The 15660-nt window shown below is 43.3% G+C and carries 12 protein-coding genes; 2 read left to right on the top strand and 10 right to left on the bottom strand.

Annotated elements, in window-relative coordinates; translation table 11 throughout:
* Positions 1–4: 4 nt before the first annotated feature.
* Positions 5–694, top strand: a complete 690-nt coding sequence (locus IOD06_RS10610) for an LrgB family protein (protein ID WP_010201757.1) — start codon at positions 5–7, stop codon at positions 692–694.
* Between the two features lie 407 nt (positions 695–1101).
* Complete coding sequence (locus IOD06_RS10605) at positions 1102–1923, top strand: lytic transglycosylase domain-containing protein (RefSeq protein WP_010201758.1); 822 nt, start codon at positions 1102–1104, stop codon at positions 1921–1923.
* 147 nt (positions 1924–2070) lie between these two features.
* On the opposite strand, the gene tsf is transcribed toward IOD06_RS10605, so the two are convergent.
* The 10 genes from tsf to IOD06_RS10555 all read right to left on the bottom strand — a co-directional run bounded on the left by tsf (position 2071) and on the right by IOD06_RS10555 (position 15552).
* Positions 2071–2955: a translation elongation factor Ts gene (gene tsf / locus IOD06_RS10600; protein WP_010201759.1), complete on the bottom strand. Its 885-nt coding sequence runs from the start codon at positions 2953–2955 to the stop codon at positions 2071–2073.
* Positions 2956–3342: 387 nt separating this feature from the next.
* Positions 3343–4146 (bottom strand): 30S ribosomal protein S2, encoded by an 804-nt coding sequence (rpsB, locus tag IOD06_RS10595; protein WP_010201760.1) that lies wholly within the window; start codon positions 4144–4146, stop codon positions 3343–3345.
* Positions 4147–4596: 450 nt separating this feature from the next.
* Positions 4597–5046, bottom strand: a complete 450-nt coding sequence (locus IOD06_RS10590; RefSeq protein WP_189582673.1) for a chemotaxis protein CheX — start codon at positions 5044–5046, stop codon at positions 4597–4599.
* Between the two features lie 48 nt (positions 5047–5094).
* Positions 5095–5544 carry a chemotaxis protein CheX gene (locus IOD06_RS10585; protein ID WP_189582676.1) on the bottom strand — a complete coding sequence of 150 codons (450 nt, stop codon included), beginning with the start codon at positions 5542–5544 and terminating at the stop codon, positions 5095–5097.
* A gap of 30 nt (positions 5545–5574) precedes the next feature.
* Positions 5575–5937 carry a response regulator gene (locus IOD06_RS10580; protein WP_194620838.1) on the bottom strand — a complete coding sequence of 121 codons (363 nt, stop codon included), beginning with the start codon at positions 5935–5937 and terminating at the stop codon, positions 5575–5577.
* 20 nt (positions 5938–5957) lie between these two features.
* Positions 5958–8195 carry an ATP-binding protein gene (locus IOD06_RS10575; RefSeq protein ID WP_194620837.1) on the bottom strand — a complete coding sequence of 746 codons (2238 nt, stop codon included), beginning with the start codon at positions 8193–8195 and terminating at the stop codon, positions 5958–5960.
* Between the two features lie 13 nt (positions 8196–8208).
* Positions 8209–9084 (bottom strand): ABC transporter substrate-binding protein, encoded by an 876-nt coding sequence (locus tag IOD06_RS10570; protein WP_194620836.1) that lies wholly within the window; start codon positions 9082–9084, stop codon positions 8209–8211.
* 421 nt (positions 9085–9505) lie between these two features.
* The gene (locus IOD06_RS10565; RefSeq protein WP_189582687.1) at positions 9506–10765 is read right to left on the bottom strand and encodes a multidrug effflux MFS transporter; all 1260 of its coding nucleotides are present in this window, start codon (positions 10763–10765) and stop codon (positions 9506–9508) included.
* Positions 10766–11009: 244 nt separating this feature from the next.
* Complete coding sequence (locus tag IOD06_RS10560; protein ID WP_010201768.1) at positions 11010–11822, bottom strand: crotonase/enoyl-CoA hydratase family protein; 813 nt, start codon at positions 11820–11822, stop codon at positions 11010–11012.
* A 166-nt stretch (positions 11823–11988) separates the two neighbouring features.
* Complete coding sequence (locus tag IOD06_RS10555; protein ID WP_194620835.1) at positions 11989–15552, bottom strand: ATP-binding protein; 3564 nt, start codon at positions 15550–15552, stop codon at positions 11989–11991.
* Positions 15553–15660 lie beyond the last annotated feature (108 nt).

Below are 15660 nucleotides of genomic sequence, written 5' to 3'. Positions count from 1 at the left end.
TGTAATGACTTTTGACAGCGTATTGATGGCGACCCTCGCAGCGATATTATTAACCTTGACAGCACATGTCATTGCCCGCGTCTTGGCTCGTAAGCTATCGTGGTTGCCAATGGTGATTACCGCGTTGATCCTTGTTCTTTTGTTCTTGTTTATACTGCAATGGGATTACAATAATTATTATAGCGTTGCCAAACCTGTATTTGACCATCTATTAGGCTATGTCACTGTCCTTTTAGCCGTGCCACTCGCGGCAATGAACTTCAAGGGTTTACCAGTTAAAAAGCTGACTTTGATCGTAGCCATGGCCAGCGTCATTGGTGCATTACTACCTATGTCATTGGCTTATCTATTTTCCTTAAGCCACGACACGATACTCGCCTTTGCCACCCGTTCAGTGACCACACCCATTGGCTTGAGCATCGCCGATTTGATTAAAGCGCCACTGGCCATGGCCAACTTGATTATTATTGTCTCAGGTATAATCGGTGGCACTTTAGCGCGATTTTTGTTTCGCGGTATCGATGATGATCGTGCCAAAGGTTTGGCACTTGGCTTGGCAGCCCATGCTTTCGGCACAGTAGAAGCTTGGCAAATCAGTCACACTGCTGGTCGTTATGCTGCCTTTGGTCTGGCGGTCAATGGTTTGGTCACTGCCGTGTGGGTGCCTATTTTTATCAGTGCCTTTTCCATTTAATAGCGTTCAAAAAATTCATCATTATCTTGAATAACTTTTCGTCTTTATTAATAATTCACCATCGCAGTGAGCATGTTGTGGCGTTTGTATCAGCTTAAAAACACTGAAGTAGACATGCAATCGATGCGCTTAAAAGCCTTAGTCTGTTGATTTTTTTACAAATTAAAGGCGGCTTTTGTGCTTTGTTCTGCTAATCCTATGCGCTAAAAAGTTATTATATGTTATAGTAAGCAACTATTATTTTTTGTATCTATCGTAAGTGGTTTCTTGTTAAGCGTGACCATTGCTAGGTAGCTATCTTCAATGTAGCTGTAAAATCCAGCAAACACGGTAACCGCTTTAACGCGCAACATGACGCGCCTATAGGCAAAACAATTTGCTATTATTCGATAAAAAGTGATATCTCTATGATAAGTATCTCCCCTTTGATTACCCGCTGTTTGTCTCCGCTTTTACTCAGCACCATTGCTAGTACACTTGCCCTCTCCACGCTTTCGATGACTGCTCACGCAGGCAATATGTATATCTATAAAGACAAAGGTGGACAAGTACTGCTCACCAATGTCAATCCTAGCGGCAACTTTGATAAATTCACCAAGAAAGTAAAGGTGACTTACTACAAAGACTCTAAGATGTATGATGGCAGTAATAGCAGCGGTAGTGATTATGGTAGCAGCACAGCAAGTAGTAGCGGTAGCCGCAACGCTTATGACAGCTATATTCGCGCCTCTGCCGAGCGTAATGGCGTAGATCCTGCCCTTATGAAAGCCATGATGCATACGGAATCCGCATTCAATCCCAACGCGCGCTCGCCTGTAGGTGCTCAAGGCCTGATGCAGCTAATGCCAGCCACTGCCCGCCGCTTCAAAGTGAGCAACCCTTGGAATCCTGCTGACAATATCGAAGGGTCTGCTAAATATATCGCTTGGTTGATGCGTCGCTTTAACAACAACGTCGAGCATGCGGTGGCCGGTTATAATGCTGGTGAAGGCAACGTCGATAAATATGGTGGCATCCCACCGTTTAAAGAAACCCGCAACTATGTCAAAAGCGTGATGAGCCGCTATCACAGCTTATATAAAAATGACTCAGGTCTGTCTGGTAGTAGCATGAGCGCCAGCAACAGCAATACCACTGCTAGTAATGGCCTACAAAACGTTAGCTATGGCACTAGCAGCAATACCAATAGCGCCAGTTATGCCAATTCAGCGTATGCGGCATTACGTTAATATAACTGTTAATGATATAACTAAATCAGCAGACACAAAAAAGCCCGTTAATAAATAACGGGCTTTTTTGTGCTTGATTGCTTCTTATGTCAAACAATCTATAAGTACTGAGCAAAAACAAACTCAGTACTTACTGCATTTTGAAACTTACTTATTAGCTAGTGCTTGAGTTGCAGCAACTTCAGCAGCGAAATCTTCTTGCTTCTTCTCAATGCCTTCACCAACTTCTAGACGTTTAAAGCCAAGTACTTTTACGCCTTCAGCTTTCAATACGTCACCAACTTTTTTCTCGTTGTCCATGACGTATGGCTGACGCAATAACGTTACTTCGTCTAGGTACTTACGTAGGCCACCTTCGATCATTTTTTCAACGATATTGTCAGGCTTGCCAGATTCTTTTGCTTTGGCTTCGATGATGTCTTTTTCGCGCGCTAGTACGTCAGCAGCGACGTCTTCGTCATCTACTGCAACTGGGTTGAACGCAGCGATATGCATGGCAAGGTTTTTGCCAGTGTCTGCACTGCCGCCTTCATAAGATACCACTACGCCGATACGTAGACCATGACGGTATGCAGCAATGTTAGCGCCTTCAAGTACTTCAACACGGCGGATTTGGATGTTTTCACCGATTTTTTGTACTAAAGATACACGTGCTTCTTCAACGGTTTGACCATCGCCATAAGGCAATTCAGAGATAGCAGCAACGTCAGTCACGTTGTTCTCTAGAGCAATGCTAGCCACTTTTTCTGCAAATGCATTGAAGCTGTCATCCTTTGCAACAAAATCAGTCTGGCAGTTAACTTCTAGCAAGAATGCTTTGTTGTCGCCTTGAGCGATGATGATAGCGCCGTCAGCTGCGATGTTACCCGCTTTTTTAGCGGCTTTGGCTTGACCAGATTTACGTAGGTTATCAATGGCAGTTTCGACATCGCCGTTTGACTCTTCCAACGCTTTTTTACATTCCATCATGCCAAGACCAGTACGGTCACGCAATTCTTTTACCATTTTGGCAGATACTTTTACTTCTGACATAAGAGTTACCTTTTATATTGTTATGTATGGGAGTGCTTAACTTCTATTCAATATTTTCATACTATTTATAGAAACTATCTATAGGTACTATATTTTATAAGTACTATATTGCTCTTGTAGTGATGATTGCTCTTGTGATGAAAGTGCTCATCGTTGCTTGTGATAGCAGAAGTCGTTGTGATAACAGATCTTGTGTATCATGAGGGCAACTATAAACGATAATACTCGCCTATTAACAAACAATCCATCAACAATAAGGCATGACGAGTAAAACTACATCATGCCTATTGTGAGCTTGTACGTATACGCTGTTAATACCTTTATATGGATGCTGATAGCATAACTATTAATACATCCTTACAAAGGTAAACCTTTTAGGTCAGCTATTTATTCTGCTGGAGTTGCTGCTTCTTCAGTAGCCGCTTCAGCTGGTGCTGCTTCAGTAGCTGCAACAGGTGCTTCTTGCTCAGCTTTGCCGCCTGCTTGAGTCTGTGCGTATTCTTTACCAGCAATGATCGCATCAGCCATAGAAGTTACATACAAAGTCACTGCACGGATAGCATCATCGTTTGCTGGAATGATGTAATCAACGTTATCTGGGTTTGAGTTGGTATCAACGATACCGATAACTGGGATACCTAGATTTTTAGCTTCTTTGATAGCAATCGCTTCATGATCTACGTCTACAACGAAGATTGCGTCAGGTAGGCCGCCCATGTCTTTGATACCGCCTAGTGAACGCTCGAGTTTTTCCATATCACGAGTACGCTCTAACGCTTCACGCTTAGTAAGCTTAGCGAAAGTACCGTCTTCTGCTTGTTTTTCTAGCTCTTTTAGACGGTTGATTGACTGGCGAAGTGTTTTCCAGTTAGTCAACATACCACCTAACCAGCGATGGTCAACGTATGGCATGCCAGCGCGGGCAGCTTGTTCACGGATGATACCGCTAGCAGCGCGTTTAGTACCAACGAACAATACTTTGTTTTTCTTAGCAGCTAAGCCGTTTACGTAAGTCAATGCTTCATTAAACGCTTTTACAGTGTGCTCTAAGTTGATGATGTGAATCTTGTTACGTGCACCAAAGATGTATGGTCCCATTTTTGGGTTCCAAAAACGTGTTTGGTGACCAAAGTGAGCGCCGGCTTGTAGTAAGTCGCGCATTTCGATTTTGGTTGGATTCTTTGTAGCCATGTGAAATTCCTAGTGGTTGGGTTATGCCTCCACATCACAAAAACTGCCTATCTAGCGACACGCATCTGCTGAGGGTCAATGCTTATGAATACCGCACTAACTTTTTGCAAATTAATCAAGTCGCCAAACACCCAGCAATTTTTTGCCATGATGTGTGTGTCATTGGTTGATGGGTTGGTTTAAAAAATGAGCTATGATTTGAACTTAGCGATAAACACTAAGTTATAAAATAGCTGCGCTGTATTTTATCATAAAAGTACAGCTTACTGCTAGCGCTATTATCATGAGACGCACAAGCTAAATATCAAATAAATGAACAAGCTATGGGACAAACCTTTGGATAAAAATCATAAAAAAAACGACGCTTTAACGTCGTTTTTTTCGCTGATTACTATCATTGGATCCACAGACAGCTACGTTCAGTGCCATGCTCAAAGGATCAAACACGCCCTAAGCGATACAAATACCAATCACCGCTTCGTAACCGCGCCAAGTAAATGGCGTGACATAGCTTTGGCGGTCTTTTGGTAAATAAGCGATGCTTGGCGCGCCCTCAATAATTTTGGGCGGTGAGATAATAAAATCTGAGCCAAACTCCGTACGTGCATTACCTGAGATGGTATTGGTCATCTCACCCAACAAGTCTTTCATCATCGTAATCGATGAATCTGGCTCGCCCATCACTTTTATAACTTCTCGCAACATTACGCTTGGCGCGCTCACATAGACGCAGCCTTCGATAGGTCCAGATATTTTAATGATGCCGCTATAATCATAACCAACGGCACTTTTATTACTGTTCAAATATGGCGTATCAATCGCCACTGGCGTATCATCAATCTGCGCAAAGAATGCGCTGATTGAGCTTAAAAAGACGCCTAATTTTTCTACTTTAACCATAATAGTGTATTGTCCATAGCTAACATCGATGATGTGTGGGTGCTTAGTTTAATCTTGCAAACAAACCACAATTTCACCGACTTGACCGCGCCAAGTAACAGGAATGATAAAAGAGCGCTCATCGTGCGGCAACACAATACTTTGCGGTGCGCCTTTAAAAACAAACGGCACAGAAATATGGAACTCTGAACCAAACTCTTTGCGCGCATTACCCGCGATCGTATTGGCAACTTCACCAGCCAAATCGATGTAGTTTTCATCGCTTTTATCAGTCTCACCCATGCTGTCCAATATTGAAGACAGTAAATCACGGGTTGCCGAAAAATACACCACGCCTTTTTGTACCCCTGATATACCAATGACACCGGTATAGTCGTAGACTTTTGGCTGTTGATTTTCCAGTAAATAAGGCGTATCAACGATAAGTGATTCACTACCGAACTGATCAAAATAGTTGGTAATGATGTTCAAAAAAATATGTAAATGTTGTTCTTTCATAATGACATCTGCTTAAATCGTTGGCTGAAGTTAGTCTTGCATAAGCTCATGTAAAGCTTCGACAAGCTCTTCTTCTGAAAAAGGCTTACATAAAAATCCACTTGCACCCAACGATAATGCTTCAATACCAGTCGATTTATCAGATAAGGCTGACACCACTAAAATACGAACTTCAGGGTCAATGGCAATGATTTTTTCGATACACTCCAGACCGTCCATTTGTGGCATGGTCAAATCCATAGTAATGACATTAGGACGATGCACATTAAATTTCTCAATAGCTTGCACACCGCTGGTCGCCGTAGCCACCAACATAAACTCTCCTGAATCGTACGCACGCTGGATTCGGTTTCGAATGATATTAGAATCATCAACAATCATTAATTTATACATAACGTCTTTCTTATCCTTAATTAAGCTTTAGGCAAGGTAATGGTAAAGCGAGTCATTTTACCAAGCTCACTATTGACGTTGAGCTTACCGTCATACTCTTTTACTTGTGCTTTGATAATATCCAAGCCAACACCGCGACCACCATCTTCATCAGCGTGTTCTTTGGTCGAGAACCCTGACATAAACAGTTGCTTTAATAGCTCACCCTGACTCATTTGAGCAGTAGCTTCTGCGTCAAAGCGACCTTTGGCGATGAGTTTTTGGCGGATGCTGTCGTAATCGATACCCTGTCCGTCGTCTTGCAAAGTAATAACGAGATCGCGGCTATCACTCTGTATTTCTAGATCAATAGTACCAACGGCTGGTTTGTCAGCTGACTGACGTACCGCAGGCGTCTCAATACCATGTACCACAGCATTGCGTAACAGCTGAATACTTATTTCTTTGACGACATTTTTAAGATGGGCTGGTATCGCCGTGTGCGCTAACGTCTGACTGCTCAACTGCACTTGCTTACCTTGTCTTGCCGCGATGTCTTGCGCAAAACTTTGATAATAAGACAACTGATCATCATCCGACTCATCACTCAAATCAATATCAATATCATTACCGCTTGCCACAGGCATGCTCATGGCTGATTGATGCGTTGATTGGTTTTCGCTAGCGGTTGATGTCTTAATGTTTGATGCAGGCGTGGTTGATGATGCTACCGATTGGGTCGCATGAGTATTGTTTGTTGCACTGACACTTTTTGGCGTGGCTTGGTTGATACGCTCACCCAATGTTTCGATGGTATTAGATAGGCTGAGCAAATCATCTAAATGCACTGCTAACGGCAAGAAGTTGTTACCTGATAATTTGCCTTGGTTTTGCAACGCATCCAGCTTGTCTTCCGCATCGGACGCAATCTTAGTAAAGCTGTGCAGTTTCAGCGCAGAAGCTTCACCTTTTAGGCTATGCATTTCACGATAGATGGCTTTTAATTTACCTTCGAGCTCAAATTGTGAGCTACCTGGGTTTTTCAAAATGTTATTCATCTTGTCGATGTGTGCTTTGGTATTGGTAATAAATTCGTTAATGATTTTTGGATTGACGTTTAAGATGGTTGTTAACATCTCAATCTGCATGTCATTTTGTGAACGCTCTTTTTCTAGGCGCTGTTCTAAATATACGGCGTCTGAGACGTCATTGACGTTGACGAGAATACGAGCGATGTCTTTATTTTCATAAACCCGCGAAAACTTGAAGTCTAAATAACGACTGTCAGCACCATCTGCTCCGTGAGCATTGTGCAACATGACTTTATTTAGTGGGTTTAAAGAATCAACCAGCTTTTCTTTCACACGCGGATTATATAGCTGCTCAATGAATTGGCGGGTGGTGTTTAGGTCTTTATCAGAAATACGACCACGCAAGACATTGGTAAAGTTTTCTCCTGCTAGGGTGTCAGCACCGATAATATTGGTCAGTGCGCGAGAATGCTGCTGACCGATATTCAAATCTTTGTCTAGCAAGAAAAGACCCGTATTCACCGTCTCCATGATTTCTTGGGTTTCACGACGAGCGGCCAAAGCTTCTGCATCGGTATCACGCAGACGACGAACGAAGAAGAAAACGAAAATTAAGAAGTAAGCAAAGATAGCTGCAACACCCAATACCTGAATCAAACGGATGGTGTCGGCTTGGCGCTCAGCGTTGATAAACACTTCATCAGTGAGTTCATCTAACGATTCGTTAATAAACAAACTAGAGGTTTTGGCCTGCTCAACCGCTTGAATCAACTCATCAGAAGAATCAACCATAATGTTATCAGCATCTTTGAGATAGCTTTGAATCTTTGGCTCTAAAAGTTGCCACTGCTCATTGGCGGCAGAAATTTTGGCTTGCGAATTTTCATTAATCTTTGGTAGCGTGTAGTCATTACCATCAAGATCTGTAACCTGTCCACCCTGCCCAATCGCCGCAATTGAGTTGGTAATAAGCGCAGTGTTTTGTTCCAAACGCTCCAAAACTCGTTGAATATGCGGAGAGCTGGTGTCTTCACCATAGCTGCTATCTAAGTCAAATAGATCTTTGATTACCGCTTGGGCGCTATTAGCGACTTGGTTGGTTTGGTCAATTAGAACCGTGTTTCTTTCGAGCAAGCTGGATGTATAAAAAGTAAAGGCCAGCAAAGCACCAATCAATGATAAAAACAGTGCAATTGAAACAATCAGACTGCGATAACGTTTGTTGTCAACATTATGTGTGGTTGCCATCTTTTATAGCCCCTTATTTCGATTGCTCATTGGTAGTAGCGCTTTTAGTAGCTGGCTCAGACGCGCCTAACCACTGCTCATCGATTGCTTTAAACGTGCCTTTTTTCTCAAGCTTAGCAATCCCTTCATTGACGGTATTGATAAGCTTACTATTGCCTTTTGCCATCAGTATGACTTGCTGTGCTGAAGGATTATCCGCGCCTTCATAAGGGACGATGGTGACATCATATTCTGGATGGTTTTTTGCCGTATATTGCAAAATAGGTAGATCATGCAAAATCACATCGACCTTGCCTTGCATTAAGTCTTCATACAGCAAAAAAGCCGTACTTCTAGTGGTCATCTCACTATATTGACCCATCGCATTTAGCTGATCTTCTTGCTTAGAGCCTTCCATCGCCGCGACATGCATGCCAGCTAAATCTTCTATGCCTTTGATTTTTGTGTCACTTTTGGCATACATGATTGAAGACGGGTTAAAAAAGTAAGGGTCAGATAAGCCATATTTTTCTGCACGATCATCTTTATAAGAGATACCTGATATCGCTAAATCACGACCGCCTGACGCCACACTGTCGAACATATTTTGCCAAGTTTCTTTGTAAAATTCGACCTTGAACCCCTGCTCTTCACCAAGAGCACGGATAGAATCAATATCAATCCCCTGCATATTGCCGTAGTCATCCTGGAACGAGAATGGAGGCATCGTCCCTGTGGTAGCAACCTTTAAGGTTGGCGCAGTATCAGGCAGTTTACTGATAAACTCATCTTTACTTTCTGCTGCTATCGCCTTGCCAGTCGAGTTGGCGCTCTCTTGTGTAGAAGAATTACCACATCCGAATAAGCCAACACTTAATACAATCGGTAACATCCGATATATTTGCTTCATATCCCATCCTTAAAGTTTAAGGTATTTCTAAATTTTAGTGAATAACAATCTAGCAAGGTCGAATAATCATTAAATAATATTTGCTTACAGAAAGTTACTTAGGATGATAATTGAGCAACTCTGTGATTGCAATAATTATGTTTAGAGAATACATACAAATTGTTATATATAGCAAAGGCCACATATATAATTATTAAACATAAGTATATTTATTTACGCTTTATCGTATTTTACGACCTAATAAAAAGCATTATTTTAATTAAATAAAGGACATTTGTTTATTTTAACAAGTAAAAATGTATATACATTTTTTTAGTACAAAGCACACAAAAAAGCACTCACAACGCCTTTGACGTTTGAGTGCTTTTCAGGGAGTAAGTAAGGCATGATTTAATTGATCATTTAATGGCTCATTTGGGACTTATTCGGCATCATCAAGATTTAAATTACGATCTATCTGCCAAATCAAAAAGCAACCGAGACTCATTAAAGAAAACATGGCAATACCGATTTTAAGTACTGGATTGACCGGAAATAGATTCAACAATAAACCGCCAAAAATACCCACGGAGAACATAAGAGAGCCTTGCAATGCACTTGCCATACCTGCGCGGCGTTTTTGGAAGGCTAAAGCAATCGCAGAAGCATTCGGCTGCGTCAAACCAAGACCTGCAATACAAAAGAAAATACAGACCAATACTAGTGGTAGCCACGCATCAGTACCCAAAAACAGACCTATCACGAATAGCACGCCTGCAGAAATAACTTGCATCATAGCACCAAAACGCAGAATACTCAGGATACGAAAGCGATTGGTGAGCCATTGGTTCAGCTGCGTTAAAGCGACAAAACCAGCCGCATTCATGCCAAAGAGCCAGCCAAAATGGGTCGCCGATACCCCATACGTATCCATGATCAATTCAGAAGCCGAGCTGATATAAACAAACATTGCTCCCATCAACAGACCGCCACCAATCGCAGGATAGCTAAAGGTGCGATCTTTCAGTAAATCCCAGTATTGACTCAGGACTTCTTTGGCGGGACGCACATTACGGTTTTCTTCAGTCAATGTTTCAAAAAAGAAAAATTTGGTGAGTAATAAGTTGAGCGTGCCAAAAGCGGCTAAAAACCAAAAAATAGAGTGCCATGTAAAAAAACGCAAAAATACCGCACCAAGTGATGGCGCTAATATCGGCGCTAAACCCATCACCAGTATCATGATAGAAAAGGCTTTGGCAGTTTGTTTGGCTGTTAGGCGATCGCGAATCGCGGCACGGGTAACCACAGCCCCCACGCAAGCCCCCAGTGCCTGAAGGGTGCGTCCCACAAACAATACATATTCATCGTTCGTGGTTGCACAGATGATGGATGCGATGACATACAACGTCATACCTATATATAGAGGTTTGACGCGACCGACACGATCACTAAACGGGCCATAAAACAGCTGACCAAACACCAAGCCCAAAAAATACGCTGGCACAGAATTGGCCATAAAGGCAGTGGATACACCAAAGTCATCTGCCATCGATGGTAATGCTGGCAAATACATATCAATAGACAGCGGCCCTACTGCCACTATGAGTCCGAGCATCATGATCCATGCTACAGGCAAATCGGCAGAGCGCACTCGTTCAGAGGCAAGTGGTTTATTGGGCAAAGAAGACTTTGGAGCAGACATAGTGAGACCGTTTTGTATAATGGTTATTATTTTATTATTCAGGCTTTGCGTGTGGCCAGTTTTTATTCAGGATAAAGGTATTCAAAATAAAAAACTGGCAGCAAATCAATAATGCATATTTATGCACAGATACACAAGCAGACAGTGTTATATCTTACTGTCTGCTTGTATTTCAATAGCTCTATGCTATTAATAAAATAAACACTAACAACAAAAACAACCTTTCACGAAGTACCTAAGATTTCTAACGGAATTGGCGCTTGGCAAATGCAGTGCTGGCTTGCTTGGCTTTTCTGAGCGCAAGCTTACGGTTGCGACCTAACATCATCTTTAGCTGCCAGACTTTTTCTTGATATAACGTCAACGCTGATTGTTCGTACATCGCATTGATGACACGTTTACTGGCCAGTACGGCATCTGGTGAGCGCTCTGCAAATTCAGCAGCGAGCTGTTGTGCTTGTGCTAAGGGTGTCTCGCTACAGTGACTGACGAGACCTAACTCTTTGCCTTCGGTTGCATCAATCGTACGGGCACTCATCGCCAGCTCTTTTAAGACATCGACGCGAACCACGCCCAATGCCGACTGAGTCAATCCCATATCAGGCACGAGCCCCCACTTGGCTTCCATAATAGACAAGTTACAATCAGGATGACTGATGCGCACATCACACGCCAGCGCCAGTTGTAGCCCTGCACCAATACAATACCCTTCTAGTACCGCAATCACAGGGACAGGCACATCACGCCAAACCAAACAGACACGCTGAAAGAGGCTCTGCCAAGGTTTCATTAACTCCCAAAGTGCAAAGGCTTTATTTTTTGGATGGTTTAAGTCGCTCAAATCGATACCCGCACAAAACGTATCTCCAGCACCATTCAAAATCACCGCACGTATTGTTTTATCTTTGCTAATGCGACCTGCTACTTTAATCAACTCATCTATCATCTGAAAACTCATGGCATTCTTTTTTTCAGGGCGGTTTAAAGTAACGGTTAAAATATGGTCAGTCACACTCACTTGTAACGTTTTATACTGGTACGTGGCAATCGCGTTCATAACAATCCTTATTAATAAATAAAATAAATATGCTGCTAATGATGCCAATATAACAGGGTTATATCTGTCATATCGCATGAATAACTGACTGTCAGGATACCAGCCATCTATCTATCAATAAAAACCAGCCAATTTACAGGCAAAACCCTCTGATATATTATCTGCCTCAAATCATCTTCCACGTCATATCATTTTCACTCAGACGATGATAATTCAGCTGCGCATAAGACGATAAATCCAGCGCTTGTAAGTTATTTAATGCCGTTAATAACGCTTCATAATAGGGCTCAAGCATCGCAAACTGTGCAGGCGTAGTGTGCTGAATATTCAACAAGCTCTTGTCTTCCAAATCTTGGCTGGCCTGACGTAGCTCTGGTACACCAGTATAGCGACTACCGCCTAAGATACGATGGGCAATTTGTGCAAGAGCACTACGGTCACGGGCATCCCACGCTTGAGTGAGGGCGCGCTTTTCCTCATTGATCGTATCGAGCATCATAATTATGAGCTTGGCTGCGAGATCCGGTTTATTCGCTGAGCGAGTCAGCGCATCTTGCCAGTCTAAGATATGGGAGGTGTTCGTATCATTAGCGCTTAGGTCGAGGTTTGTGTGCTCGTCTAACTTATCCTCGGTACTTGCTAGTACCTCAGGGTTGCTGCTGCCTGATATTTGGTACGGAGGGTACAGTAGCGATGCTTGTCTTTGCTGTTGATAGCGCAAGCTTTCATAGCGTGGCTGGCTTTCGCGCAGCGTTCCTTGTCTATAGTCCTCACGAGGCTGGCTGTCCTTTAGATAGTCATCACGGATTTTTTTTAATGATAAAGGTCGGGTTACTTTTTGCTGATTGATAGCTTCGGGCACCTGACCATTATAATCGTCACTACCTTTAACCATCGGATAAGCCGGTGCTGTAGTGCCTACATACGAACCTAAAGGTTTTTCCACAGCGGTATTCGTTAAGGGGTCACTTTGTACATCAAAACCTTTTGCATCAAAATCTTTAGTACTGACATCAGTACCGATATTTTGAGTACCAGTATTTTGAGTACCAGCCTCTTGCTCTGCATTGACTCCAGCCACAGCGGTTAACTGCGGCACTGTCGTTGTGCGTCCTAGCCATTTTTGTAGCACTTGTAACAACTGTGGTTGGCTAATAGGCTTACCCACATAATCATTAATACCACTCGCCATGAGCTTGTCGCGCTCGTCAGCCAATCCATGTGCTGTCAACGCAATAATGGGAATACGATTATCAGCATTCTCGATATTACGAATCTGTCGAGCGGCTTCATGCCCTGACATCCGCGGCATTTGTATGTCCATAAATATCAAGTCGATGCTGTTTTTATCCTGATTACTGCTTTTACTCTGAGCATTGGTTGTACTCTGAGTAGTGCTTTTGTCTTCATTATTGTTATCTTCAGAGTATAGGGAACTGTTGGCGGCTTTACCCACTTCGTCGCGCGTTTCCGCTTTTGAAATCTGGGTCTTTTTCGACAAACTTTGCTTATCAGCTTTGGCGGTTTTGATGTTTTTGGTTTGTTGCTTGCTGATAAGCTCTATGGCTTCAAAACCACTATTCGCCGTAATAACCTGAATGCCAAGCTCACTGAGTAAGGCATCGAGCACCAGTAGGTTGGGCAGATGGTCATCAACTGCCAGCACGGTCACGCCTTTCCAGCGCGGCTCTTGCATGTTTTTGGGTGCGCTGCGCTTCTGCGTATCAAGCATACCGTAGAGTTGGCGTTTGTCTAACGGCTCATACAATATATTGGCATGATAACGATTTAACAGTGCTTGATCGGCAGCGACCTGATAACCAAACACCGCCAGCTTGCCTTGATAATGCAGACGAATCTGTTTGAGCAGCGCCATCATATCGTCTTGCGTGTCATCATCGACGATGACCCAATCCCAATAATTGCCGCGCTCTTTTAGTGACTCAAGCACGCCTGGCAACGAATTGGCTTGGGTCAGCTTAATCGGTAAGTACTGCAAGCTGGCTTTGAGTACCTGTATCGAAGCAGGATGATTAATCCATACCAACACATTGAACTCATCCGTGGCACTTGCCAGCGGTGCTAACACGGGTAGCGCAATCGTCTGCCCAGTAGCCGCCTCTAGCACATCGACATGGGCTGGCATTCGAAACCAAAACGTCGCGCCTTGATTGGCAATGTTTTCTTGTGCATTATCATAAAAACCAATATCACCGCCCATCAAACGGGTTAATTGCTTGGAGATAACCAGGCCTAGACCTGTACCACCATACTGGCGGGTAATTGATGGATCGCCTTGGCTAAAGCTTTGGAACAGCATTTTTTGATCGGCTAAGGAAATACCTTTACCACTGTCTTGTACGCTAATCATTAAGTAATTGTCGCGATGGTCATCTAAGCTGACACGCACCACCACATCGCCACTGTCTGTGAACTTAATGGCATTGCCCACGATATTGGTCAATACTTGTTTGAGGCGCAAGGCATCACCATTGACGCGCATCGGCACATCATTATAGAACAGCACCGCCATGCGCAGCCCCTTTTCTGAGGATACCGGTGACAGCATGTCGACCACGTCATAGATGGTGTCATACAGGTCAAACTCATGACGATCGAGCACCAATTTGCCCGCTTCGATTTTAGAAAAGTCCAAGACATCATTGACCAAAGCAAGCAAGTGCGCTGACGATTTTCGTATGGTCTGCACATACAAGTCTTGTTCAGGATTGAGCTCGCCATGACGCGCCAGCAAATTAATAAAGCCGTCAATACTATTTAATGGTGTGCGCAGCTCATGGCTGATATTGGCCAAAAACGCAGATTTGGCTTGGCTGGTTGAGATGGCGGCATCACGTGCATTTCTAATAGAAATGTTTTGCATTTCCATCTCATCAAAGGCCAAACGCAAGTCATCTTCGGTTTGCTCAGCGTGATCCTTAAGCTCTTGAAAGCTACCATGCAAACGGCGTAGAGTCCTAATTAAATCCTGTTGTAATAAATTCAGCTCACCAGTTGACTCGACCGAAGCGGGTTGGTAGAGATTGTCGACATGGGTACGTTGTAATTGCAGGCGCAACTCATAAATTGGTGCAATCCAACGTTTTGAATAAATATTCAAACTTAGCAACAAGATTAAAATAGTAAATAAGCCAGTAATGACCAGTGCCATGGCGATACGGTAACGAGCGATATAGAGCGGCTCGTTGTCCATATCAATCATCAACCACAGTTGCTGACCGTCAAAATCACCCAGCATGCTGCCATAGGCGGTACCAATAGGTGTTGGCTTTTGCGATAAAAACTCCCCTGTCGTGGCGATCAGAGGCCACGCTTCATTCGCCCCATAGCCTACCGTTACCAGTACTTGATTGCCCTCGTCAATAATCGCAATACGCTGTACATGCTGCTCCGACTGCATACGCCCAAGCCTATCTTGGAGGCCGCTGAGTGTAACAGCTGATTTTTGCGGTGCCTCACTTGTATTGATCTCATCTATCGCTTGCTGACGCTGCTGCTCTAGTAGTTCGGGAATACGCTCGGCAATCGTGGGTGTATAACGAATAAGCATTGCCTCTGCTAATGCTTCTTGCTCTGAGTTGCTCGCACGCATGGTTTCGTGAAATACCAAGATACCACCGACCGCTGCTAATAAACAGATCGGCAAAAACACCAATATAATCAGCTGACCATAAGCGCTACTGGTATCAAAACGTTTCTTGTATGCCATACTAGGGTTACTCTCCACTGATATTTTTGCGATAAATACTCATGCTGCTTTCACGTCTTATGCCGGAGCCAATAACTGGTGCTCGATATTATCTTAACAGTATTTTAT

The organism is Psychrobacter sp. N25K4-3-2 (assembly GCF_015351755.1).
In the GTDB taxonomy this organism is placed as follows: Bacteria; Pseudomonadota; Gammaproteobacteria; order Pseudomonadales; family Moraxellaceae; genus Psychrobacter; species Psychrobacter glaciei.
The sequence above is the reverse complement of the archived record's forward strand: the minus strand, read 5'-3'. Positions and strand labels throughout refer to the sequence as shown.